This is a genomic window from Pseudomonas sp. S3_E10, assembly GCF_054667615.1.
Map to the genome: position 1 here is coordinate 94,257 of NZ_CP162743.1, position 22,962 is coordinate 117,218.

Sequence of the window (22,962 nt, forward strand, 5' to 3'; positions counted from 1 at the left end):
CGGGGGACGATGGCCCCCAAAGGTGCTCAGCTGTCGCCTTCACTCTGCAACTGCGCCTCCAGCCAGCCGAGCAACGCCGCTACCTCTGCCCGGCTGCCCGCCTCTTGATGCCGGTAAATCGAAATCGCCTCGGGCAGGTACACCCGCTCGGCGCATGGCCGCACCAGCGCACCACTTTCAATCAACCGGCCCGCCGTACGCTGCCAACCCATGGCGACTCCGTGCCCCTCCACTGCTGCCTGCAACATCAGCGGGTAGCTATCGAACGTGACACTGCGCGCATCCTCGGCCAATGCCTGACCGAACACTTGCAACCAGCTTTCCCACTCCATCAGGTGCGGAGGCTCGGAGCTGTGGTGCAAAAACGTGCATGACTGCAATTGGGCCAGCGACAGCGGTTTTGGCGCGGCGAGATAGGCCGGGCTGCACACTGGAAATACCTCGTCGGAGGCGGTGAACATCAACGGATGCGCGCCACTGGCGCGCCGCGTGCTTTGTAGGGCGACGTCGAAGGGGTCATTGAATTCCGTCAAAGGGCGGGTGGAGGTCACTACCTGGATTTCGATCTGTGGGTATTGCTGGTGGAAGCTCGACAGACGCGGCATCAGCCAATAAAACGCTTCGCACAACTGACAGAGCAACACCACCCGGTTGCTGTGTGGTGAGGCTCGCAAGCGGGCGGCGCTGTCACGGATGCTGTGCAATGCGTCGCTGACCACGCGCGCCAGGTCCTGCCCTTGCGGGGTGAGGAACACCGCACGGTTGCGCCGATAAAACAGCTTCACCCCGAGGTTGTCCTCTAGCCCGCGTATCTGGCGGCTGATGGCGGCCTGAGTAATGTGCAGCTCATCACCCGCCTTGGAAAAACTACCCAGGCGCGCCGCCGCTTCAAACGGCAACAAACTGGCCAGGGGCGGTAGGGTTTTGCCGAGCGTATTCATAATGGGAGGTTATGCATCCAGGGCCGAGAACTCGTTTGTAGCACAGCGGCAGGCCTGGGCACCATGCACCCACTCCCTGATGGATAACCCTGATGAACTCAATGCAAACGTCGATGCGCACCGGCGTGGCGCTGGCGGTGGTGGCGACCCTGGGCTGGGCGCTGAACTTCATCACCCCTTACGTCAGTGGCGCCTATAGCCTCTACGACCTGATGGTGGTGCGGTTTCTGATTGCAGGAATATTGGGCCTGATGGGTACCCTGCTGTACCGTGCCCACCTGCGTGTGCTCGGGCCAGGCCAATGGTGCGTCGCCGCAGCGCTCGGCGCACTCGGTTGCCTGGGGTACGGCGTGTGCATCGCTGCGGGTGTGGTATTCGGCGGCCCGGTACTGACGCCCACGTTGGTCGGCCTGGTTCCGGTGTTGCTGGCGCTGGTGGGCAATGCCAGCGACAAGACCGTGCAGTGGCGTCGGCTGGCGACGCCGCTGGCCAGCGTAACGGCAGGGTTGTTGCTGTCGAATCTCAGCAGCGCGCATCAGCCGTCATTGGGCATCGTCGCCTGGCTGGCCGGGTTGTTTTTTTCGGTGGGTGCAGTGGCCTTGTGGGTTGGCTTCAGTGTGATCAACCAACGGCAATTGATGAAACTGCCGGCGTCAGCCACCGGGCTCTGGAGCGCGCTGATGCTGCTGGGCGCAGGGCTCGCGACGCTGTGCCTGCTGCCTGTTGCGCTGGCGCTGGGCTTGCTCGAACTGCCAACCGCAGGTTTCAGCCTGCCCCAGGCAGGACCGTTGTATGCCTGGGGTTTGATCATCGCGGTGATGTCCACCGTGGTGGGCGCCTGGGCCTGGAACGCCGCAACCCGGCGCCTGCCCATGGTACTGAGCGGGCAATTGATTGCCCTCGAGTCGCTCTTCGCCACGCTGCTCGGCCTAGGGTTTCACGGGCGCTGGCCAACGCCGACGGAAACGGCAGGCCTGGCCGCCGTGCTGATGGGCGTGGTAATGGCGGTGCGGATCATCCTGAGCGGGGCAAGCGTCCCTGTAAAACGGGGCTTGATCGACTCAAGCCCCGGCCGCTTTACAGATCAGTGATTTCCTTGTGGCGCGGCACCAGCGTCTTCATCACGCTCCAGGCCACCAGATACGCCAGCGCGCAGATGGCGAACATGATCATGTAGCCGGTGTGGATGTCGTTGATCGACTTGTAGTAGTCGAACACCCAGCCGCCGATCTTGGTCATCACCACGCCGCCCAGACCACCGGCCATGCCGCCAATGCCCACCACCGAGGCCACGGTTTTCTGCGGGAACATGTCGGACACGGTGGTGAAGATATTGCACGACCACGCCTGGTGCGCGGAGGCGCCCACGCCGATCAACACCACCGGTACCCAGAAGCTGATATAGCCGAGCGGTTGGGCCAGCAACACCACCAGCGGGAACAATGCGATCACCAGCATGGCCTTCATGCGGCCGTCATACGGCGCATCGCCACGCGCCATAAAGTAGCTGGGGAACCAGCCGCCGCCGATACTGCCGACCATGGTCATGCTGTACAGCACGGCCAGCGGCATCACGATATCGGCGCCTTTCATGCCGTACTGCGCCGACAGGTAAGTGGGCAGCCAGAACAGGAAGAACCACCATACGCCGTCGGTCATGAACTTGCCGAAGGCAAAGGCCCAGGTCTGGCGGTAGGTCAGCAGCTTGAACCACGAGACTTTTTTCTCGGCCGTGCCGACGGGCGCCTTGGCAAACGGCTGCACGGTCTGGTCGCTGCGGATGTAGGCCAGTTCTTCGGCCGAAAGACGTTTTTGCTGCTCGGGTTTTTCATACACCGCCGCCCACACCGCCACCCACACGAAGCCGAGCATGCCGATGACCATAAAAGCCGCTTCCCAGCCCCACATGCCGGCAATCAAGGGCACGCAAATCGGCGCCAGGATCGCGCCGACGTTGGCGCCGGAGTTGAAGATACCGGTGGCCAGTGAGCGTTCTTTCTTGGGGAAATATTCGGCGGTGGCCTTGATCGCAATCGGGAAGTTACCCGCTTCGCCAATCGCCAGCACAGCGCGCGACAGCATGAAACCGGCAATCGACACCGGAATCACCGCCAGCCCGATGGCCCCGCTGACGGCGGCGATGCCCTCGCCCATCGGCACCGAGAACGCATGCATGATTGCGCCGGTGGACCAGATCGCAATCGCGATGACATAGGCGGCCTTGGTGCCGATCTTGTCGACAAAGCGCCCGGCGAACAGCATGGAAATCGCATACACAAACTGGAACACCGCCGCGATGTTGGCGTAGTCGGTGTTGCTCCAGCCAAATTGCGTGGACAACTGCGGGGCCAGCAGGCTGAGTACCTGGCGGTCGAGGTAGTTGACGGTGGTGGCGAAAAACAGCATCGCGCAGATGGTCCAGCGATAGTTGCCGACCGCCTGGCCAACACGATGGGCACTGATGGGCTCGTTCAGATTCATGGCATCACTTTTATTTTTGTTAGGTAGGACATAGGTAACGTCATATGTCGTCGTACAACTGTGGCTTTTATATCGGGCCGCTCGCGGGGTGTCAATCTGAAAAATCGCGAATTGTCGAGGTATCACGTGGTTACTAAACGTTTCAGGAAAGCCAGGTTGTAGGATGACAAACGGTTTTAATCCTCAATTGAGAAAAAACACGCTTAAAGGTGAATTATTTCATGTGCGCTTGTATCTGAACTGACAGAGCGGTGCTGTCGCAGTGATAGCACTCCCCTTGTTCAGTTTTAGAGTGGTTCGCATGAAATTACGTAAGAAGAGCGTCAAACCCATCGGGTTGAATGACATCACCATTGTCGACGACACCAAGGTGCGCAAGGCGATCACCGCCGCCGCCCTGGGTAACGCCATGGAATGGTTCGACTTTGGCGTGTATGGGTTTGTCGCCTATGTGCTGGGCAAGGTGTTCTTCCCGGACGCCTCGCCCAGCGTACAAATGATCGCCGCACTCGGCACGTTCTCGGTGCCCTTCCTGATTCGCCCGCTCGGCGGCCTGTTCTTCGGCGCGCTGGGCGACAAATACGGGCGCCAGAAAGTCCTTGCCGCGACCATCGTGATCATGTCGCTCAGTACCTTCGCCATCGGCCTGATCCCCGGCTATGCCTCGATCGGCATCTGGGCGCCGATCCTGTTGCTGCTGTGCAAGATGGCCCAAGGCTTCTCGGTGGGCGGTGAATACACCGGCGCGTCGATTTTCGTTGCCGAATATGCGCCGGACCGCAAGCGCGGTTTCCTCGGCAGCTGGCTGGACTTCGGCTCGATTGCCGGTTTCGTGCTCGGTGCCGGTGTGGTGGTGCTGATCTCCAGCGTGCTGGGCGAAGCCGAATTTGAAGCGTGGGGCTGGCGCCTGCCGTTCTTCCTCGCCCTGCCCCTGGGCATCATCGGCCTGTACCTGCGCCACGCGCTGGAAGAAACCCCAGCGTTCCAACAGCACATGGACAAGCTCGAACAAGGCGACCGCGAAGGCCTGAGCCAAGGCCCCAAAGTCTCGTTCAAGGAAGTTGCCACGCAACATTGGCGCAGCCTGCTGACCTGCATCGGGATTGTCGCGGCCACCAACGTGACGTACTACATGCTGCTCACCTACATGCCCAGCTACCTGTCGCACAACCTGCACTACAAAGAAAACAGCGGCGTGCTGATCATCATCGCGATCATGGTGGGCATGCTGTTCGTGCAGCCGTTCATTGGTTTTGTCAGCGACAAGATCGGGCGCAAGCCATTCATTATCGCCGGCAGCATTGGCCTGCTGTTTCTGTCGATCCCGGCGTTCATGCTGATCACCAGCGGCAAGATCGGCCTGATCTTCGCCGGCCTGTTGATCCTGGCGGTGATCCTCAACTTCTTTATCGGCGTGATGGCCTCGACGTTGCCGGCGATGTTCCCTACCCACCTGCGCTACAGCGCGCTGGCGAGTGCGTTCAACGTTTCGGTATTGATCGCCGGTGTCACCCCGACCGCCGTGGCCTGGTTGGTGGAAAGCACCAACGACCTGTACATGCCCGCCTATTACCTGATGGTGTTTGCGCTGGTCGGCCTGGTCACCGGCCTGACCATGAAGGAAACCGCCAACAAGCCCCTGCGCGGCGCGGCACCGGCGGCGTCGGACATGGAAGAGGCCAAGGAGTTGCTGCAGGAACACCACGACAATATCGAGCAGAAGATCGAAGACATCGATGCGCAGATTGCCGAATTGGAAGCCAAGCGCAAGAGCCTGGTGCAGCAGCATCCCCGTATCAACTAAACCCTTACCCCGCGTGGTGGCCGAGGCCACCACGCTGCCGGAGTGTTCAGCATGCTTTCGAGCGTCACCGCCCCACAATCGCTGCTCAGCCCGGAAGAGCGCGCTGCGATTGCCGAAATAGAAGCCACCACCAGCATCCTGCAACTGGTCACGCGCCTGACCAACATGCGATTTGCCGGCATCGCCAAGTTCACGGACCAGGACTGGATCGTGTGCTCGGCCTACGACCCCATGGAAATGGGCATCAACGTAGACGATGTACTCGACCTGGAAACCACCCTGTGCAGCGAGTTCTGCGTCAACCCGCAGACCTTGTTCATCCCCCAAGTCAGCGCAGACGGCCGCTTTGCCACGCGGCCCGTGGTCAAGCAATACGCCATCGAAAGTTACGCGGGAGCGCCGATCTTCCTGCCTGACGGTCGCCTGTTCGGCGCGCTGTGCGCGCTGGATTCGCGCGCGATGCTGTTCGACGACCCCAACCTGCCGGAAACCCTCAGCCTGTTCGCCCGGCTGATCGGCTGCATCTTCTTCGCTAATTTAACGGCGAATGATTGCTAGGCGCCGATTGGCCACGCAGGTCGGCGATATCGCGCTTGGGCGGCACACCGTGTCAGTGGCCGCGCCGTGCGCTGCCGCAGCGCCTGAACCTCTAAATATTTCGCCGGGGCCGCCGATAGCCTGTCATACCACTGACTTGCAGCGAGGCCCTGCGCAAAATAATGCCCAACTCTCTCGCCCCTATCGTCCGCTCGCTCTCCTCTCGCACCAGCTTGTCGCTGACGCGCACCTCACTGTTCAACTTCATGATCCTGCTGGCCGGTGTGTTTGCGGCCGCGGCGTACTCGCTGATCTACCTTGCCCACGACATGGACCGGTCAGAGCAAGCCGAGAGTGCATTTCATACGCGTAAAGCCATGCAGGCGATGGAAAAGTCCATGCGTTTGAACGTCAAGGACTACGCCTTCTGGAGCGATGCCTATCGGTATCTTCACCTGCATGTCGATGAAGACTGGGCCTATACGCGCGGCAATGTCGGGGCGACGTTGTACCAGGATTTCGGTTTTCAAGGCGTGTTTGTGGTCAACGATGCCGACCGCACGGTGTATGCAGTGGTCGAGGGCGAACAGCAACCCTTTGAGATCAGCGAGTGGCTCGACCAGCCCCTCACCGCCCTTCTCGAACAGGCGCGGGCGGGGGTTGAAAACGAAACATCGGTGAGCACCCTCATCAACGTGCGCGGCAACCCTGCGCTCGTGGCCGCCGCCGCCATCACGCCAGGCACCGACCCCACGGTGGTCGCCGATGAGCGGCGGGCCTCGGTGCTGGTGTTCGTCAATATTCTTGACGGCGCCAAACTGGGCGTGATCGGCGATGACTTCGGCGTGGCCAAGCTGCACATCGCCACAGCCGCCGACATCGCCAAGGGTGTGTCGCTGCCCCTCGGCGACAACGGCAGCGCGGGCAGCCTGTATTGGCAGCCGGAGCAGCCCGGCAAGCGTTTGATGGGCGTCGCCCTGCCGCTGCTGGGCCTGGCGGCGTTGCTGGTGTGCCTGATGACCTGGATGATTTTGCGGCGCAGCACTGCGGCCGCCCTTGCCCTCGATGCCAGCCATGACTCGTTGCAAAACAGCCAGAACGCCTTGGCCACCAGCGAAGCGCGCTTTCGCGATGTGGTGGAGGCCAGTTCCGATTGGGTGTGGGAGATCGATGCCGAGTGGCGCTTTACGTATTTGTCGGAGCGTTTCGAAAGCGTCACCGGCTTGGCCCGTGATACGTGGATCGGCGCGGCGATGAACGACCTGCTGGAGACCGAAGACGGCTTGCTGTCGCAATGGTTGTGCACGCCGGGGCGCCGCCCCGACCTCAGCGTGCAATGCCTGTACCTGGATGCTAAGGGGCAAGAGCGCACCACCCGGTTGTCGGCGCGGCAAATGCCCTGTGGCGGGTTTCGTGGCACGGCCACCGACGTGACCGAAGAAGTCGAGGCGCGCCGGCGTATTGAGTTTCTGTCCCTGCATGACGCCCTCACCGGGTTGCCCAACCGTACGCGCCTGCAAGCCTTCCTCGACAGCAAACTCAAAGCGCTGCCGCCGCCGGAACGCCCGCTGGTCATGCTCAGCCTGGACCTGGACCGCTTCAAGCCGGTCAACGACTTGCTCGGGCATGCCGCCGGCGACCGCGTGCTCAATGAAGTGTCGAGCCGCCTGAGCGCTTGCGTGCGCCATGGCGACCTGGTGGCGCGGGTCGGTGGCGATGAGTTTGTGCTGATCCTGACCGATGCCGGCACGCAGGACGACGTCGAAAACCTGTGTCGGCGCTTGATCGGGTCGATCGAGCAGGCCATCCGCATCGATGACCAGGACGTGTTTATCAGCGCCAGCATCGGCATCACACTGGCGCCCAATGACGCCAGCGAGGTCACCGAGCTGCTGCGTTACGCCGATATCGCGCTGTACGAGGCCAAGGCGGCCGGGCGCAATACCTGGCGGTTCTACTCGGGTGAGATGAACGCGAAAATCATCGAACGCCGCCGCCTGGAAAGCGACCTGCGCTATGCGATCAAACATGAGGAATTGCGCCTGCACTTCCAGCCACGCTATCGCATCGCCGATGGGCAGATGGTCGGGGCCGAAGCGCTGGTGCGCTGGCAGCACCCGGTGCGCGGGCTGATCGCCCCGGACACCTTCATCCCGATTGCCGAAGAGTCGGGGTTGATCCTGTCCCTCAGCGATTGGGTGCTGGCCACCGCCTGCGCCTGTGCCGCCAAATGGCCGGACAACCTGTTCGTGTCGGTGAACCTCTCGCCCATCGAATTCAAGCGCGGCCACCTGGTACAACGCGTACGCCAGGCGCTGAATACCGCGGGCATCGACCCGGCGCGGGTTGAGCTGGAAATTACCGAGAGTGTCATGCTCGAAGATGCCGTTGTCGCGCTTGAGGTGATGCACACCCTCAAGCAGTTGGGCATTCGCATCGCCATGGATGATTTCGGCACCGGGTATTCATCCCTCAGCTACCTGCGCGCCTTCCCGTTCGATGGGCTGAAAATCGACCGCAGCTTCCTGACCCGGCTCGAAGACAGCGAGGGTGACATGGCCATTGTCCAGGCCATCATCGGCCTCGGGCGCGCCCTGACACTCACGGTGACCGCCGAAGGCATCGAAACCGCCGAGCACCTGGCCATGCTCAAGGCCGTGGCCTGTGACGAGGGCCAGGGTTACTTCCTCAGTCGCCCCATGGATATCGATGCGTTCACCAACCTGCTGATGGATGATCACCAGCGAACCCATCAGGCATAACGCACGTGGGTCAGTAGGACAGTTCTACGCGCGAGGCGTGATGCGCTATTTGAAAAAGTGACTCGGCGTCTTGCCGAACTGCTTCTTGAACATGCTGGTAAACGCGCTCGGGCTGTCATAGCCGAGCGCCAGGGCCACGTCGATGATCTTCTCGCCCAGCGCGATGCGCTCCAGTGCCAGCAGCAAGCGTGCCTGCTGACGCCATTGGCCGAAGGTCATGCCGGTTTCCCTGCGGAACAAGCGCTGGATGGTTTTCTGGTCCAGGCCCAGGCGTTCGCTCCAGTGCGCGACGGTGGAGGCGTCGCCGGGGTCCTGTTGCAGCGCCAGGCAGATTTGCCGGATACGCGGGTCGCCAGGCTGCGGCAGGGACAACGGCAGGGCCGGCAACAGGGCAAGCTCATCGAGGATCAGGTGCATGATCCGGGCGTCCCGCGAGTCCTCGGCATAGGGCGGCTTCAAACTGACCGAGGCCTTGATCAGCTCGCTCAGCAGGGGCGAGATGCTCACCGCCTTGGTCTCGGTGGGCAAGTTGGGGAAGCTGTCGGCGCGGACAAACACGCTGCGCATCTTCAGCGGCCCCACGCACCGCAAGGAATGCACATGCCCGCTGGGCATCCAGAAACCGCGATGGGGAGGCACCGTCCATTGGTTCTGCGCCGAATGCACGACCATCACGCCTTCAGTGGCATAGAGCAGTTGATGCTTATCGTGGCTGTGGTCGGGGATCACCCAGTTTTCCGGGTAATCGGTGGCCGAACTGATCACGGCCCAATCGCCCTCGTCGATCTCTTGCAGGAATTTATCCAGGGATTTGATCATTTCGCCCTTTTTGCGACAGTTGTTGCCCCGATTTCGCGAGACAGGCATTTTTCAGGAATCTAGCATAAACCCCGAAACAATTTGAAATGGGCAGCCGGCTCAAGTACTGGCTGCCCCTGTTCGCTGCCTTGTATGGAATGCCTGCATGTCGACACTCACCGCGTCACCCGCTGCTGCAACCAGTACACCCCACGCCAGCCCCTTGGTTATGCGCATCCTTGGCGCGTGCGCCCTGGCGCATCTGATCAATGACCTGATCCAGGCCGTGCTGCCGTCGATCTATCCGATGCTCAAGGCCAACTACGGGCTGACATTCACCCAGGTGGGAATGATTACCCTGACGTTCCAACTGACCGCCTCACTGCTGCAACCGTGGATCGGTTACCACACCGACCGCTATCCCAAGCCCTGGCTATTGCCGGCCGGCATGGTGTGCACTTTGATCGGTATTTTGATGCTGGCATTTGTCGGCAGCTTCCCGGCGATTCTGCTGGCGGCCGGGCTGGTGGGCGTTGGCTCGTCGACCTTCCACCCGGAAACGTCCCGCGTGGCACGCCTGGCTTCCGGTGGCCGCTACGGCCTGGCGCAGTCGACGTTCCAGGTCGGCGGCAACACCGGGAGTGCCTTGGGGCCCCTGCTGGCAGCGGCGATCATCATCCCGTACGGCCAGGGCAATATCGCCTGGTTCGGCCTGTTTGCGGTGTTCGCGATTCTGGTTTTGTACGGCCTGAGCCGCTGGTATCGCAACCACCTCAACCTGTTCAAGCTCAAGCAGGGCGGCAAGGCTACCCACGGGCTGTCCAAAGGCCGCGTGACCTTTGCTCTGGTGGTGTTGGCCGTGCTGGTGTTTTCCAAGTACTTCTACATGTCCAGCCTCACCAGCTATTTCACCTTCTACCTGATCGAAAAATTCAACCTGTCGGTGGCCAACTCGCAGTTGTACCTGTTCCTGTTCCTGGGCGCGGTGGCGGCGGGCACCTTCTTCGGCGGGCCGATCGGCGACCGGATCGGGCGCAAGAAGGTCATTTGGTTCTCCATCCTCGGCGCCGCGCCGTTCACCCTCGCCCTGCCCTACGTCGACCTGTTCTGGACCGCCGTGCTCAGCGTGGTGATCGGCTTTATCCTGGCCTCGGCGTTCTCGGCCATCGTGGTATTCGCCCAGGAGCTGGTGCCAGGCAACGTGGGAATGATCGCGGGCGTGTTCTTCGGCCTGATGTTCGGCTTCAGCGGGATCGGCGCGGCTTTGCTGGGTTTGCTCGCCGATAGCCATGGCATCGAGTATGTCTACACGCTGTGCTCTTTCTTGCCGCTGGTAGGCATCCTGACGATCCTGCTGCCGTCGACCAAAGGCGTGTGACCGACCCGTTGCGCAGTGCCTTAGCACTGCGCAGCGTCATGCAGGCTAAATCGTGCTTAAATCCCCGTTTGGCAGCCCCGTGCGCTTCTCTGCGTATCGCCACTCGCTAGGATTACCGCATGCGCCTGTCAGACTTCATCCTTAGCAACCTCGAACCCATCCTGCAGGACTGGGAAGACTTCGCCAGCACGATCCAGACACCCGGCGCGGCACTGGACCAGGACGGCCTGCGCGATCATGCCGCGCAGATGTTGCACGCCATCGTCCAGGACCTGCGCACCACGCAGACCGTGCAGGAGCAGTTGGACAAGGCCCAGGGCCTGGCCCCCCAGGGAGACGCGGAAACCCCCGCCGAAACCCACGCGGTCACACGCTTGATGGCGGGGTTTTCCATCGACCAGATGGTGTCCGAATACCGTGCGCTGCGTACCAGTGTGCTGCGCCAATGGCTCAAGCGTGTCAAGGGCGGTACAGCGCTGGATGTCGATGACATGAACCGTTTTCATGAAGCTATCGACCAGGCCCTCGCCGAATCCATCGCCAGTTATTCGCGGGCAGTGGAAGCCTCGCGCAACGTGTTCCTCGGCATCCTCGGTCATGACCTGCGCACACCACTGGGCGCTATCTTGCTTGGTGCCGATACCCTCAGACGCTCACAACTGGGGGGCGAACGCGACAGCCGCGTGGCCACCCAGATCTACACCAGCGTCCAGCGTGCCAGCCAAATTGTCGGCGACCTGTTGGACCTGACACGCTGCCAGATGGGCCCCGGTATTCCGGTAAGACGCACCCAGGTCGACCTCGTGCCGATCTGCGAGCGTATCGTTGCCGAGATCCAGGCATTTGATCCGCACGCCCAGCTACGATTCGAGTCGGCCCCATCGGCGGCGGGACTGTTCGACGGCGCGCGCATGGAGCAGGTGTTTTCCAACATCATCAGTAACGCCGTGCATCACGGCGACTTGCATTCGCCCATTGCGGTGGCGCTGACGGTCACGCCAGACCACTGTGTGTTCAGCGTGCATAACCAGGGCCCGCCGATCCCGAATGACGTGCTGCCCTTCATTTTCAACCCCATGGGGCGCTTTTCCCAACGTTCGGTGATTGAGCATGGCCCGACGGAAGGCCTGGGGCTGGGTCTGTTTATCGCCTCCGAAATCGTCGCCTCCCACCAGGGTTTGATTGAGGTCGAATCCGACAGCCGGCACGGCACGGTGTTTCGTGTGACGGTGCCCCTCAACGGCGCTGGAGCAGCTTGATAGCCGATTGCCACTAATGCTCCGAAATGCCTGTGAAACGCTTACAATCGCGTTTGTCCACGCACCTCAGGCAGACCCGGCAACACATGACACTCGACCCTCCTACCATTTTGGCCCTCACCGTCGCCCTGGCCGCCGCGGCCGCCCTGTACCTCGCGGTGGAATGGCGCAGCGTGCGCGAACCGTCGCTGCTGTTGTGGAGCGCCGGTTTTGCCACCATTAGCCTTGGCTCCACGCTGGCGCTGCTGCGCATCAACGGTTTTTTAGTCATCGGTATCTGGTTCGCCAACGGCTTGCTGGTGAGCGCACATTTTCTGTTTTTGCTCGGCGTGGCACGGTTTACCCAGGTGCGCGTGTCGCGGGCGTGGTTGCTGATGGTCGCCGTCTGGTTTGGCATGCTGGCCCTGCCGGCCGACCCGTCATGGTCCAAAGCCATGCTGGTGGTGCAGTCGCTGCTGGTCGCCCTGCCCACCTTGCGTGCCAGCTTGCTGCTGCGGCCCCATGGCCGGTCCTTGAGCGTGGGTGCGGTGCAACTGCGTTTCGTGCTGCTGATCCATGGGCTGTTCTACGTGATCAAGGCCCTCTCGGTCGTGGTCCCCGGCACGCTGATCGACCTTGCCGCGTTCAAGGGCGAAATCATCCAGGTTTCCCTGGTGGAAGGCGCGATGGCGATCATGTTGATTGCCTTGTCCATGACCGGCTCCGAGCGCTACCGCCGCGAACAACAGATCGCCCGCCTCGCCGCCCGCGACCCACTCACCGCCCTCTACAACCGCCGCGCCCTCGACCTGCGCGCCCCGCGCCTGCTGGCCCAGATCTCGCCGGCCCAACCCGGCGCCCTGCTGCTGATCGACATCGACAACTTCAAAGGGGTCAACGACCTCCACGGCCACACGGCGGGCGACCGTCTGTTGATCGCCCTGAGCGAGATGATCCGCGGCGTCGTGCCCAAGGGCGCACTGGCGGCACGCTTGGGCGGCGATGAATTTGTGATCCTGCTGAGCCCGGCGTCTACCGAGCAGATTGTTGAGCTGGGCAGCGACTTGCGCGGGCAATTCCAGCAATTGGCCGCGCAGAGTTTCAGCACGCCGCAACCGGTGACGTTGAGCATTGGCGCGAATCTGTTCGATCAGCCGGAGAGCCTGGCGGTGTTGATTGAACAAGGGGATTGGACGTTGTATGAGTCCAAGCGGGGTGGGCGCGACAGTATTCGGTTGGTGGATAGGACCGGGCCGGGGGCCTGATGCGGATGAGGGAGCGGCGGTCTTGGAGGCCGTTCATAGCAACCGGGCAATGCTCACGCCGCCGAGTCCGAACAAATTAACGCCCAGCACCCGCACACACAGGGCGTAGAGCTTAATCGGGTCAGTCATCTCGCCGCCCATTCACCACGATGTAAAGCAATGGCCCCACCGACACGAACACGGCGGTCAGCAGAAAATACGGTAGCACCGACATCAGCCTGCGCCCTCGCCGACGCGCATCCCGATACATCCATACGCACGCCAGTACCGCCATCAGGTACAGATCAATCACCACCTGCGCGGTGTCGGGCCGTGATAGCAGTTCCCGTCCAAAGGCCGGCAGCGATTGCTCGGCGGTGAGCATCGTCACCAGGGTATACAGCGAAAACCCGAGCAAAGCGGCCAGGGCGAGAAAGGGTCTGGGCATGGTCTGTTCCTTGACGTGATCGAGCCTCACCTTAGTGATAAGGTTTGGCCCCTCGCAATGACCTCGGAGGTCATCAATACGCCATGGACAACCCTGCCACCGCCGGCGAACACCTGCGCCAGTTACGCAAACAGGCCAAGCTCAGCCAACTCGACCTGGCCTTGATCACCGGCGTGTCCCAGCGCCACCTCAGTTGCCTCGAAACCGGCCGCGCCAGGCCCAGCCCGGTTACGTTGCATGCATTGCTGACCGCACTGGATGCGCCGTTGGAACGCGCCAACCGCGTGTTCCTCGCCGCCGGTTACGCCCCGCGCTATAGCGCCACCCCGCTCGCGTCCCCGGCCATGGCCGCGATTCGTGAAGCGGTCAGCCATGTACTGCATGCCAACAACCCGGCGCCGGCGATTCTGCTGGGCAGTGAGTGGCAAGTGTTGGCGGCGAATGCCAGCACCGCCGTGCTGTTTGCGCTGCTGGGCATCGAGCCCCGGGCGGCCGACGACCTCAACCTGTTGACCACCCTGCTGCAACCCGGCGGCCTGGGTGACCACCTGCTCAACGCCGAAGAGATCCGCACCCTGGCCTGGCAACGGGCAGCTCGCGAGGCGCTGGGCAACCCGGCGTTGGCCACGTTGCTGGCGCGCCTGCCGCCGCCCACCCACACCCAACTGCCCAACGAAATGCCACCGCTGGTGCTGACGCGCGTGCGTTCAAGCCGGGGTGAGCTGAGCTTTCTGTCGACGTTCACCACTTTCGGCATGCCCCAGGACATCATCCTGACGTCACTGCGTATCGAGCATCTGATTCCTGCGGACGACGCGACCTGGCAGGTGATGCGCGGCGCCTACGCCGATTATGCCGCGCTGGTTTTGTGAAATATCTGTACGTAGACTGCGGCGATACCACAACTGAAGGCGGCGAAGAAAACGTCATGCAAGTTACCGAAGTCTCCATTGCCCAATTGCGCGCTGCGCTTGAATCCGGCCAGACCACTGCGGTGGAACTGGTCAAGGCTTACCTGGCCCGGATCGAGGCCTACGACGGCCCGCAGACCGCCACCGCGTTGAACGCCGTGGTGGTGCGCAACCCGCAAGCCCTGGAAGAAGCCGAGGCGTCCGATGCGCGCCGCGCCAAGGGCCAAACCCTGGGGCCATTGGATGGCATCCCCTACACCGCCAAAGACAGCTACCTGGTAAAAGGCCTGACCGCGGCCTCCGGCAGCCCGGCGTTCGCCAAACTCGTTGCGCGTCGCGATGCCTTCACCATCGAACGCCTGCGCGCCGGTGGCGCAATCTGCCTGGGCAAGACCAATATGCCGCCGATGGCCAATGGCGGCATGCAACGCGGCGTGTATGGCCGCGCAGAAAGCCCCTATAACGCCGGCTACCTCACCGCGCCGTTTGCCTCCGGCTCGTCCAATGGCGCCGGCACCGCAACGGCGGCCAGCTTCGCCGCGTTCGGCCTGGCCGAAGAAACCTGGTCGAGCGGACGCGGCCCGGCGTCCAACAACGGCTTGTGCGCCTATACCCCATCGCGCGGCGTAATTTCGGTGCGCGGCAACTGGCCGTTGACCCCGACCATGGACGTGGTGGTGCCGTTCGCGCGCACCATGGCCGACCTGCTCGAAGTGCTCGACGTGGTGGTGGCCGAAGACCCGGACACCCGTGGCGATCTGTGGCGCCTGCAACCCTGGGTACCCATCCCCAGCGTCGCCTCGGTGCGCCCAGCCTTCTATGCCGAACTGGCCGCTCCAGCCGAAGCCCTCGCCGGTAAACGCTTCGGCGTGCCGCGCATGTACATCAATGCCGATCCCGACGCCGGCACCAGCGAAAAACCCGGCATCGGCGGCCCGACCGGGCAGAAAATCAACACCCGTGTCAGCGTGATCGACTTATGGAAAGCCGCACGCGCGGCGCTGGAAGCCGCCGGCGCCGAAGTCATCGAAGTGGATTTCCCACTGGTCTCCAACTGCGAAGGCGACCGCCCCGGCGCGCCGACGGTGTTTACCCGCGGGCTGGTCTCCAAAGAATTCCTGCACGACGAGTTATGGGAGCTGTCGGCCTGGGCGTTCGACGATTTCCTGCGCGCCAACAACGACCCAGCGCTCAACCGCCTGGCGGAGGTAGACGGCCCGCAGATTTTCCCCCACGACCCCGGCACCCTGCCCAACCGCGAAGACGACCTCGCCGCCGGCATGGACGAGTACGTGCGCATGGCGCAACGCGGTATCACGCCGTGGGACCAGATCACCAGCGTGCCCGACGGCCTGCGCGGCCTGGAGCAAACCCGGCGCATCGACCTGGAAGACTGGATGGACACACTGGGTCTGGATGCGGTGCTGTTCCCCACCGTGGCCGATGTGGCCCCGGCCGACGCCGACGTGAACGAAGCCAGCGCCGACATCGCCTGGAGCAACGGTATCTGGGTAGCCAACGGCAACCTCGCCATCCGTCACCTGGGCGTACCCACCGTCACCGTGCCGATGGGCGTGATGGCGGATATCGGCATGCCGGTGGGGCTGACGTTTGCCGGGCGTGCTTATGATGATTCGGCGCTGTTGCGTTTCGCGGCGGCGTATGAGGCGACGGGCAGCAAGCGCCTGGTACCGCCGCGTACGCCGCCGTTGGCAGTTGAGTAAACGCGGCCCGGGTGCGAGATAAGCCCGTTTGATTGCAGTTCAAATCAGCGGGTATAGGGCACGGCAATCAACAGGATTGCCGTGCCGTGGGTCAGCGTCGCCGCCAGCACGCCGTAGCGCATACGCACCAAGGCGCAGGCCAAGCCTTCCAACAAGGTAAACAACAACACCGGCCAAGCCACTGCCTTTGACCCACACAACCAGTCGCCACAACTCGGGCGCCGCCCGTGCAAGCAACATAATCAGTAGCAGCGACAGGCAACCCAGTGCCCCCAACACGAGTGTATTGGCCGAAAAGGCGATCTGTACGTCGCTGCCGACCGCCCACAGGTCTAACGGCGTCATCGCATCTCGCATCAGCACAAACGCCGCCAGCAAGATCAGGATACGCATCGCCACCAGTGAGCGTGGCGTAGCCGCCCACCACACGCCAAATAGCAGCAGGCCAGGCAGCAGATGAAAGAGGTAGTTGACCAGCACGCCGAAGGCGGACGTCATCACCCCCGTGGGCCCGCATTGCGGCGTAACCACTCATCCACCACGTCACCCAGGGTCTTGGGCGTTTCGTCGCGAATCCAGGCCATGAACGGGCGGTCGAATTTGAACGCAGGGCCACAGTGCAACAGCATGAAGCGGCGTACGTTCTGGGTGTTTTTATAGCCAGGCGTCACCGGCGTGGCGCGGGTGAGAGGGTTGCTGTGCCAGTCAAAATCCATTTTTGTTCCCGGGCAGTTTTTGATGTCCGCAGTAGCATAGCTATCTGCCAGCTATCTAGGAAGCAACCGGGTATTCCGAGTAAAACTGATAGATGTGTTGAGACGTCGTATAAGGGCTTCCTATGCTAAACCGCCCATCTTTTCTGAATATTTCAGATTTCACTTCCCCTCCCCCTAAAAAATATTGCATGGTTGTACGACGACTCAAACTGTCGTAAACATCAACAACAATAAGGAACCCCCCATGCAAAACATCAAAGTGCTGATCGGTTTTCTGTGCCTGTTCTGCGGCTACGTCACGGCTGCCCCGGCCGATCAGGATGTCGCCCAAGCGGTCGACCACCTGACCCAAGCCATGCTGCACAAAGACATCAAGCAGTTGCAGGCGCTCACCGCCGAGCAGCTCACGTACGGCCACTCCAGCGGCAAGATCCAGAACAAACAGGAGTTCATCGCCGATATCGAGACCGGTCGCAGCGGCTTCAAGACCCTGGAAATGCAGAAGCAGACCATCACCCTGCAAGGCGATACCGCCCTGGTGCGCAACCACTTTCACGCCCAGGCAGTGAACAGCGGCGTTGAAGTACCCACCGACATCGAGAACTTCCAGGTGTGGCAGAAACAGAAAGGCCACTGGTTGCTGATCGGTCGTCAGGCGTTCAAATTCTGATCGCCCGCGGGCTCACCACGCCACCACCTGGCGCACCTTGAGCAACGCCCCGCGCAGCGCCGGCATATCCACCGAGCCCAAGGCCAGGCGCAGCGCGTGGGGCACTTGGGCCGAGACGGCAAATGGCTCGGCGGTCGACACCGAGATGCCCTCGCGCAGTAGGGTCATGGCGACTTGATCGGCGCGGGCCTCCTCTGCCAATGGCAACCACAAAAAGTACGATGACGGGTGACTGCTATACGCCAGCCCCTGCAACACGTGCGCCGCCAAGGCTTGGCGCGCCTGGGCGTCATGGCGTTTTTGCGTTTCCAACTGCGCCACCGTGCCATCTTCGAGCCAGGCCACGGCAATGGCGCTCATCACACCGGGCACGTTCCAGGTGGTCGCCATGACGGCGCGTTCCAGCTGTTTCGCCCAGGCCGGCGGTGCGGCGACAAACCCCACGCGCAGCCCGGTGGCGACACTCTTCGACAACCCACCCACGTACACCGTGCGCTCCGGCGCCAGGCTCGCCAGCGGGGGTGGTGCGTGTTCGGCCAGAAATGCGTAGGCCGCGTCCTCAATGATCATCAGGTTGTGCTGACGGGCGACAGCAACCAGCCGTTCGCGTTGCGGCAGGTCCATCACCCAGCCCAATGGATTGTGCAAGGTCGGCATGCTGTACACCGCGCGGACCGGGCGCTTGCGACACAGGGCGTGGAGGTAATCCAGGTCCGGGCCATGGGGGGTCACCGGGATGGCGACGATTTCCAGGTGCAGGGTTTCGGCCAACACCTTGAACCCCGAATAGGTCAACGCGTCCACGGCGATCACATCCCCAGGCTTGAGCAGCGCCATCATCGTTACCGCCAGACCATGCTGCGCACCGCTGACCATCAGCACCTGCTCGGCTTCCACCGTCAGGCCCCGGCGCAGCAAGTGCCGCGCCATCGCTGCACGCTCATGCAGGCGTCCGGCATGGGGTTGGTAACGCAGCAGCGCCTCCAGGTCGCCGGACAACGCCAATTGGCGCAACGCGGTGCGCAGCAGTTCGGCCTGGCCCGGCAACGACGGGTAGTTGAAGTTGAGGTCGAGCAGGCCGGTCGCTACCGTCATTTGCCCACTGCCCTGCCCCGGCGGCAACGAAATCTCGCGCACGAAGGTGCCGCGCCCGGTTTCGCCGCTGACCAGGCCCATGGCCGCAAGCTCCGAGTACACACGGCTGGCGGTGACCAGGGCAAGGCCATGCTCGGCCGCCAGTTGGCGATGGGTGGGCAGGCGCGTGCCGGGGAGCATGTGCCCCGAGCGAATGGCTTCGGCGAAGGAGTCGACCAGCAGCTTGTAGCGGGCACGGGGCATTGGCGATGTATCCATGACAATTTTTTGATTGTCTTGATCTTCGATCCTAGGATGGCTCTCACGCAACCTTTCTTTGTTTCGGACGCCGCCCATGGAACGCACCTCCCCGCTCGACACCCCGGACAGCAATACCCAGGGCTGGATCAACGGCTTTATCGGCGTGCTGATTTTCAGCGGCTCGTTGCCCGCCACGCGCCTGGCCGTGCTGGAGTTCGACCCGGTGTTCCTCACCCTGATCCGCGCCACCATTGCGGCGCTGCTGGGGCTGCTTTTGCTGTGGCTGTTCAAGGAAAAACGCCCCATGCGCAGCCAATGGGTACCGCTGGTCATCGTGGCGCTGGGCGTGGTGATCGGCTTTCCTTTGCTCACCGCCCTGGCGCTGCAATACGTGACCTCCGCGCACTCCATCGTATTCATCGGCCTGCTCCCCCTGGCCACCGCGATCTTCGGTGTGCTGCGCGGCGGCGAGCGACCGCGCCCGGCGTTCTGGCTGTTTTCGGTGCTGGGCAGCGCCCTGGTGATGGGTTACGCCTTGGCCCAAGGCTTGAGTGCCGCGCCTGCCGGTGACGTGTTGATGCTATTGGCGGTGCTGGTGTGCGGCCTGGGATACGCCGAAGGCGCCAAGCTGTCGCGCAGCCTGGGCGGCTGGCAGGTGATCTGCTGGGCGCTGGTCGTGTCGCTGCCGGTGGTGCTGCCGTTGAGCCTGGCCCTGGCGCCATCCAGCTTCACCGGCATCAGCTTGCCAGCGTGGCTGAGCCTGGCGTATGTGTCGTTGTTCAGCATGTTGATCGGCTTTGTGTTCTGGTACCGCGGGCTGGCCCAGGGTGGCATCGCCGCCGTCGGCCAGTTGCAGTTGCTGCAGCCGTTCTTCGGCCTGGCACTGGCGGCGGGCCTGCTGCATGAACAGGTAAGCCTGGGCATGGTACTGGTGACGGTTGCCGTGATCGGCTGCGTGGCCGGCGCCAAGGAGTTCGCCCGCTAGCGCTGCGGCGCGACCATCTTGAACTTGATACGGATGTCGTTGGACACCACGCTGTTGCCGGCCCACTCCCCCTCGCCGATCTTGAAGTCACCTCGCTTGAGGGTGAATTCGCCGTCGAATATGCCAATGCCATCCAGCTCCTTGAGCAGCACCTGCACGTCAACCGGGCGGGTGGTGCCCTTGATGGTCAGGTTGCCGCTGATCTTGAAGCGGTTGTCGCCCAGGGCCTTGACCGCCGTGGACTCATACACGCCCACCGGATAGGTGGCGGTATCAAACCAGGACGCGCGTTGCAGGGTGTCATTGGCATCGTCGCTCCCGGCGTTGATGCTGGCGAGCTGAATCTTCAGCAACGCGTGCCCCGCCTCAGGTTTGCGGGTATCGAAGGTCAACGTACCCTCGAACTGGCCGAAGGTGCCGTAGACCTGCTGCCCCAACTGTTTGTAGGTAAAGGTGATCTGGCTGGCGGTGGGGTTGACGTCCTTGTACTCCACGGCCTGGGCGCTGGCGATGCAGCCCAGCACAAGGGTAAGCCCCAACAGTCGACGTTTCATGCACCGCTCCGCAAAAAAATGGCTGTATTCCCATCAGGCGCGGGTCCTGCTAAACAGAGTAACCGCCCATTACAACAAGGAGTTTGCATGCACTTCCCTTCTCTGCAAGACATCACGGCCCCGGAAGGCATTTGCTACGGTTGCGGCAGCAGCAACCCCCACGGCCTGCACATCAAGAGCCGCTGGGACGAGGACCGCATCCACGTCATCGCCGAGCACCAACCCGAGCCTCAATACAGCGGCTGGCCCGACCTGGTCTACGGCGGCCTGATCGCCATGCTGGTGGACTGCCATTCCAACTGGACCGCCATGGCCTACCACTACCAGGCCGAACACCGCGAACCCGGCAGCCTGCCGCGCATCGACTGCGTCACCGGCAACCTGGGCATCAAATTTATCAAGCCCACCCCCATGGGCGTCCCGCTGACCCTGCGCGCACGGGTCGAAGGCGACGTGGGGCGCAAAAGCCGCGTGGTCTGCGAGGTATACGCGGGCGACGTGCTCACCGCAATCGGTGATTCAGTGTTCGTGCGTGTCGACACCGGCCATCTGGCCGCCGCCGCCCATGGCCGCGAGAGTTGAACCTGGTCTACATTGATTGCCACCACCCCTCGAGGATTGCACCGATGGCTCGTCTCACCGCGCAGGACTTTGCCCCCGAACTGCTGGAACTCTACGACGGCTACGCACATGGCAAGCTCAACCGCCGCGAGTTTCTCGACCGCGCCGCGCTGTTCACCTTCGGCGGCCTCACGGCATCGGCCCTGCTCGCCGCCCTGAGCCCCAACTACGCGCTGGCCGAACAAGTCAAATTCACCGACCCTGACATCGTCGCCGACTACGTCACCTACCCCTCGCCCAAGGGCAACGGCACGGTGCGCGGCTACCGGGTGCGCCCGGCCAAGGCGGCAGGCAAGTTGCCCGCCGTGGTGGTGGTTCACGAAAACCGTGGCCTGAACCCTTATATCGAAGACGTCGCCCGACGCCTGGCCAAAGCCGGGTTTATCGCACTGGCGCCGGACGGCCTGAGCTCCGTCGGCGGCTACCCCGGCAATGACGAAAAAGGCGTGGCGCTGCAACAGACCGTCGACCCTACCAAACTGATGAACGACTTTTTCGCGGCCATCGAATGGCTGATGCACCACGACGACAGCACCGGCAAGGTCGGCATCACCGGCTTCTGCTACGGCGGCGGCGTGACCAACGCAGCGGCGGTGGCCTACCCTGAACTGGGCGCGGCGGTATCGTTCTACGGGCGTCAGCCGCAAGCCCAGGACGTGCCGCGCATCAAGGCGCCGATCATGTTGCATTTCGGTGAGTTGGACACGCGGATCAACGAAGGCTGGCCGGCGTATGAGCAGGCGTTGAAGGCGGCGGGCACGACCTACGAGGCATTTATCTACAAGGGCGCCAATCACGGTTTTCACAATGATTCGACGCCACGCTATGACGAGGCCGCGGCGAATCTGGCGTGGGAACGCACCCTGGGATGGTTTCGCAAATACCTGGTTTAACCCGCGGCAGCCTGCAACAGCCAGCCCTTGAACGCCGCCATCGCCGAGGTCTCGCTGCGCGACTGCAAGCGCGTCAGCCAATAGCTGCCGGTGGTGATGCCCACGTCGAACGGCTGGCGGATCACACCCCCCTCCAGCTGTCGCGCAAACATCATCGCTGGCGCCAACGCCACGCCGGTACCTTGCAGGGCCGCTTCCATCATCGCCAGCGACGAGTCAAACATGATGCTGCGCGGCACCAGGGTGTCGGCCGGCAAGCCGGCGGCGTGGAACCACAGGCTCCATTCATCGGCGCGGTAGGAACGCAGCAAGGTGTGTTTCAACAGGTCACGCGGGGCGTGCAATTGCTCGGCAAGCTGCGGCACGCACAACACGGTCAGCGGCGCTTCCAGCAATGGGCAGGCGTACGTGCCGTGCCAGGCGCCGGCACCGAAGCGAATCGCGTAATCCAGGCCTTCGGCGGCAACATCGACGCGGTTGTTATGGGTGGACAGGCGCAAGTCAATAAACGGGTAGCGTGCGTGAAAGTCCGGCAGACGCGGCAGCAGCCATCCCACGGCAAAGGTACCGACCGCGCCGACCGTAAGCACCTCACGGTAGTGGCCGCCTTCGAACTGGCCCAAGGTGGTGGCGATGCGGTCGAAGGATTCGCGCAGCACCGGCAGCAGCGTTTCGCCTTCGCGGGTGAGCATGAGCCCCCTCGGCAGCCGCTTGAACAAGGTGACATTCAACTGCGCTTCCAGGCTTTTGACCTGATGGCTGACGGCCGCCTGGGTCACGCATAACTCAATGGCCGCGCGGGTAAAGCTCAAGTGCCGGGCTGAAGCCTCGAATGCACGCAGTGCGTTGAGGGGCAGGTGGGAACGCAGCATGGTTGACCCTAAATTTTCTAATGGCTGGTGCGAAATATGATCGGTTGCCT

At 62.6% G+C, this 22,962-nt stretch carries 21 protein-coding genes and 1 pseudogene; 13 read left to right on the forward strand and 9 right to left on the reverse strand.

The annotated features are described in order from the left end of the window. Nucleotides 1-26: 26 nt before the first annotated feature. Entirely contained in the window at nt 27-941 is a 915-nt protein-coding gene (locus AB4N98_RS00415; RefSeq protein ID WP_065878481.1) for a LysR substrate-binding domain-containing protein, read from the reverse strand. A gap of 92 nt (nt 942-1,033) precedes the next feature. Here AB4N98_RS00415 and AB4N98_RS00420 point away from each other — a divergent pair, with 92 nt between their 5' ends. Further along, on the forward strand, nt 1,034-2,032 hold the full coding sequence (locus tag AB4N98_RS00420) for a DMT family transporter (RefSeq protein WP_065878479.1): 999 nt from the start codon (nt 1,034-1,036) through the stop codon (nt 2,030-2,032). Here AB4N98_RS00420 and AB4N98_RS00425 read toward each other — a convergent pair. Further along, nucleotides 2,019-3,422 (reverse strand): MFS transporter, encoded by a 1,404-nt coding sequence (locus AB4N98_RS00425; RefSeq protein WP_017530422.1) that lies wholly within the window; start codon nt 3,420-3,422, stop codon nt 2,019-2,021. The two genes, AB4N98_RS00420 and AB4N98_RS00425, sit on opposite strands and share 14 nt — an antisense overlap. Before the next feature lie 301 nt (nt 3,423-3,723). Between AB4N98_RS00425 and proP the strand changes: the two genes are divergently transcribed. The 3 genes from proP (at nt 3,724) to AB4N98_RS00440 (ending at nt 8,525) form a co-directional block, all read left to right on the forward strand. After that, complete coding sequence (gene proP / locus AB4N98_RS00430; RefSeq protein WP_068934837.1) at nt 3,724-5,226, forward strand: glycine betaine/L-proline transporter ProP; 1,503 nt, start codon at nt 3,724-3,726, stop codon at nt 5,224-5,226. A 51-nt stretch (nt 5,227-5,277) separates the two neighbouring features. Further along, complete coding sequence (locus AB4N98_RS00435) at nt 5,278-5,784, forward strand: GAF domain-containing protein (RefSeq protein WP_017530424.1); 507 nt, start codon at nt 5,278-5,280, stop codon at nt 5,782-5,784. A 161-nt stretch (nt 5,785-5,945) separates the two neighbouring features. Then, nucleotides 5,946-8,525, forward strand: coding sequence for a bifunctional diguanylate cyclase/phosphodiesterase (locus tag AB4N98_RS00440; protein WP_223496555.1), 2,580 nt, complete (start codon nt 5,946-5,948; stop codon nt 8,523-8,525). Nucleotides 8,526-8,570: 45 nt separating this feature from the next. Here the strand turns inward: AB4N98_RS00440 and AB4N98_RS00445 are convergent, their stop codons facing one another. Next, on the reverse strand, nt 8,571-9,392 hold the full coding sequence (locus AB4N98_RS00445) for an AraC family transcriptional regulator (protein ID WP_020379923.1): 822 nt from the start codon (nt 9,390-9,392) through the stop codon (nt 8,571-8,573). A gap of 97 nt (nt 9,393-9,489) precedes the next feature. Between AB4N98_RS00445 and AB4N98_RS00450 the strand changes: the two genes are divergently transcribed. From AB4N98_RS00450 to AB4N98_RS00460, 3 genes are all read left to right on the forward strand, one after another. Then, on the forward strand, nt 9,490-10,701 hold the full coding sequence (locus AB4N98_RS00450) for an MFS transporter (RefSeq protein ID WP_017530427.1): 1,212 nt from the start codon (nt 9,490-9,492) through the stop codon (nt 10,699-10,701). A 119-nt stretch (nt 10,702-10,820) separates the two neighbouring features. Then, nucleotides 10,821-11,960: a sensor histidine kinase gene (locus AB4N98_RS00455; RefSeq protein ID WP_065878471.1), complete on the forward strand. Its 1,140-nt coding sequence runs from the start codon at nt 10,821-10,823 to the stop codon at nt 11,958-11,960. Between the two features lie 86 nt (nt 11,961-12,046). After that, nucleotides 12,047-13,204: a GGDEF domain-containing protein gene (locus AB4N98_RS00460; protein WP_068934832.1), complete on the forward strand. Its 1,158-nt coding sequence runs from the start codon at nt 12,047-12,049 to the stop codon at nt 13,202-13,204. Nucleotides 13,205-13,325: 121 nt separating this feature from the next. Here AB4N98_RS00460 and AB4N98_RS00465 read toward each other — a convergent pair whose 3' ends face one another. Further along, entirely contained in the window at nt 13,326-13,631 is a 306-nt protein-coding gene (locus tag AB4N98_RS00465; protein WP_065878468.1) for a DUF2834 domain-containing protein, read from the reverse strand. Between the two features lie 83 nt (nt 13,632-13,714). On the opposite strand from AB4N98_RS00465, the gene AB4N98_RS00470 reads away from it, so the two are divergent. Continuing rightward, entirely contained in the window at nt 13,715-14,503 is a 789-nt protein-coding gene (locus AB4N98_RS00470) for a helix-turn-helix domain-containing protein (RefSeq protein ID WP_460060313.1), read from the forward strand. A 56-nt stretch (nt 14,504-14,559) separates the two neighbouring features. Beyond that, a complete protein-coding gene (locus tag AB4N98_RS00475) occupies nt 14,560-16,266 on the forward strand; it encodes an amidase (protein ID WP_460149155.1) in 1,707 nt (568 codons plus the stop codon). Between the two features lie 44 nt (nt 16,267-16,310). Here the strand turns inward: AB4N98_RS00475 and AB4N98_RS00480 are convergent. Together AB4N98_RS00480 and AB4N98_RS00485 are read right to left on the reverse strand one after the other, a co-directional pair. Beyond that, a pseudogene (locus tag AB4N98_RS00480) lies at nt 16,311-16,767 on the reverse strand (hypothetical protein). Then, the gene (locus AB4N98_RS00485) at nt 16,764-16,982 is read right to left on the reverse strand and encodes a DUF6434 domain-containing protein (RefSeq protein WP_017530433.1); all 219 of its coding nucleotides are present in this window, start codon (nt 16,980-16,982) and stop codon (nt 16,764-16,766) included. Before AB4N98_RS00485 ends, AB4N98_RS00480 begins: the two are co-directional and overlap by 4 nt. Before the next feature lie 244 nt (nt 16,983-17,226). On the opposite strand from AB4N98_RS00485, the gene AB4N98_RS00490 reads away from it, so the two are divergent. Then, complete coding sequence (locus AB4N98_RS00490) at nt 17,227-17,652, forward strand: nuclear transport factor 2 family protein (protein WP_065878462.1); 426 nt, start codon at nt 17,227-17,229, stop codon at nt 17,650-17,652. A gap of 12 nt (nt 17,653-17,664) precedes the next feature. Here AB4N98_RS00490 and AB4N98_RS00495 read toward each other — a convergent pair whose 3' ends face one another. Then, the gene (locus AB4N98_RS00495; RefSeq protein WP_017530435.1) at nt 17,665-18,990 is read right to left on the reverse strand and encodes an aminotransferase-like domain-containing protein; all 1,326 of its coding nucleotides are present in this window, start codon (nt 18,988-18,990) and stop codon (nt 17,665-17,667) included. Nucleotides 18,991-19,081: 91 nt separating this feature from the next. Here AB4N98_RS00495 and AB4N98_RS00500 point away from each other — a divergent pair, with 91 nt between their 5' ends. Then, a complete protein-coding gene (locus AB4N98_RS00500; protein WP_065878461.1) occupies nt 19,082-19,972 on the forward strand; it encodes a DMT family transporter in 891 nt (296 codons plus the stop codon). Here AB4N98_RS00500 and AB4N98_RS00505 read toward each other — a convergent pair. Further along, nucleotides 19,969-20,526: a YceI family protein gene (locus AB4N98_RS00505; RefSeq protein WP_065878459.1), complete on the reverse strand. Its 558-nt coding sequence runs from the start codon at nt 20,524-20,526 to the stop codon at nt 19,969-19,971. The two genes, AB4N98_RS00500 and AB4N98_RS00505, sit on opposite strands and share 4 nt — an antisense overlap. An 87-nt stretch (nt 20,527-20,613) precedes the next feature. On the opposite strand from AB4N98_RS00505, the gene AB4N98_RS00510 reads away from it, so the two are divergent. Both AB4N98_RS00510 and yghX read left to right on the forward strand, forming a co-directional pair. Next, entirely contained in the window at nt 20,614-21,108 is a 495-nt protein-coding gene (locus tag AB4N98_RS00510) for a PaaI family thioesterase (protein ID WP_017530438.1), read from the forward strand. Between the two features lie 44 nt (nt 21,109-21,152). After that, a complete protein-coding gene (gene yghX, locus AB4N98_RS00515) occupies nt 21,153-22,040 on the forward strand; it encodes a YghX family hydrolase (RefSeq protein ID WP_137220278.1) in 888 nt (295 codons plus the stop codon). On the opposite strand, the gene AB4N98_RS00520 is transcribed toward yghX, so the two are convergent. After that, nucleotides 22,037-22,912 (reverse strand): LysR family transcriptional regulator, encoded by an 876-nt coding sequence (locus AB4N98_RS00520; RefSeq protein WP_137220277.1) that lies wholly within the window; start codon nt 22,910-22,912, stop codon nt 22,037-22,039. The genes yghX and AB4N98_RS00520 overlap by 4 nt on opposite strands. Nucleotides 22,913-22,962 lie beyond the last annotated feature (50 nt).

Bases quoted from the DNA above. Each gene is read 5' to 3' on its own strand.
- AB4N98_RS00415 (WP_065878481.1), bottom strand. From the start codon at position 941: ATGAATACGCTCGGCAAAACCCTACCGCCCCTGGCCAGTTTGTTGCCG.
- AB4N98_RS00420 (WP_065878479.1), top strand. From the start codon at position 1,034: ATGAACTCAATGCAAACGTCGATGCGCACCGGCGTGGCGCTGGCGGTG.
- AB4N98_RS00425 (WP_017530422.1), bottom strand. From the start codon at position 3,422: ATGAATCTGAACGAGCCCATCAGTGCCCATCGTGTTGGCCAGGCGGTC.
- proP (WP_068934837.1), top strand. From the start codon at position 3,724: ATGAAATTACGTAAGAAGAGCGTCAAACCCATCGGGTTGAATGACATC.
- AB4N98_RS00435 (WP_017530424.1), top strand. From the start codon at position 5,278: ATGCTTTCGAGCGTCACCGCCCCACAATCGCTGCTCAGCCCGGAAGAG.
- AB4N98_RS00440 (WP_223496555.1), top strand. From the start codon at position 5,946: ATGCCCAACTCTCTCGCCCCTATCGTCCGCTCGCTCTCCTCTCGCACC.
- AB4N98_RS00445 (WP_020379923.1), bottom strand. From the start codon at position 9,392: ATGCCTGTCTCGCGAAATCGGGGCAACAACTGTCGCAAAAAGGGCGAA.
- AB4N98_RS00450 (WP_017530427.1), top strand. From the start codon at position 9,490: ATGTCGACACTCACCGCGTCACCCGCTGCTGCAACCAGTACACCCCAC.
- AB4N98_RS00455 (WP_065878471.1), top strand. From the start codon at position 10,821: ATGCGCCTGTCAGACTTCATCCTTAGCAACCTCGAACCCATCCTGCAG.
- AB4N98_RS00460 (WP_068934832.1), top strand. From the start codon at position 12,047: ATGACACTCGACCCTCCTACCATTTTGGCCCTCACCGTCGCCCTGGCC.
- AB4N98_RS00465 (WP_065878468.1), bottom strand. From the start codon at position 13,631: ATGCCCAGACCCTTTCTCGCCCTGGCCGCTTTGCTCGGGTTTTCGCTG.
- AB4N98_RS00470 (WP_460060313.1), top strand. From the start codon at position 13,715: ATGGACAACCCTGCCACCGCCGGCGAACACCTGCGCCAGTTACGCAAA.
- AB4N98_RS00475 (WP_460149155.1), top strand. From the start codon at position 14,560: ATGCAAGTTACCGAAGTCTCCATTGCCCAATTGCGCGCTGCGCTTGAA.
- AB4N98_RS00485 (WP_017530433.1), bottom strand. From the start codon at position 16,982: ATGGATTTTGACTGGCACAGCAACCCTCTCACCCGCGCCACGCCGGTG.
- AB4N98_RS00490 (WP_065878462.1), top strand. From the start codon at position 17,227: ATGCAAAACATCAAAGTGCTGATCGGTTTTCTGTGCCTGTTCTGCGGC.
- AB4N98_RS00495 (WP_017530435.1), bottom strand. From the start codon at position 18,990: ATGCCCCGTGCCCGCTACAAGCTGCTGGTCGACTCCTTCGCCGAAGCC.
- AB4N98_RS00500 (WP_065878461.1), top strand. From the start codon at position 19,082: ATGGAACGCACCTCCCCGCTCGACACCCCGGACAGCAATACCCAGGGC.
- AB4N98_RS00505 (WP_065878459.1), bottom strand. From the start codon at position 20,526: ATGAAACGTCGACTGTTGGGGCTTACCCTTGTGCTGGGCTGCATCGCC.
- AB4N98_RS00510 (WP_017530438.1), top strand. From the start codon at position 20,614: ATGCACTTCCCTTCTCTGCAAGACATCACGGCCCCGGAAGGCATTTGC.
- yghX (WP_137220278.1), top strand. From the start codon at position 21,153: ATGGCTCGTCTCACCGCGCAGGACTTTGCCCCCGAACTGCTGGAACTC.
- AB4N98_RS00520 (WP_137220277.1), bottom strand. From the start codon at position 22,912: ATGCTGCGTTCCCACCTGCCCCTCAACGCACTGCGTGCATTCGAGGCT.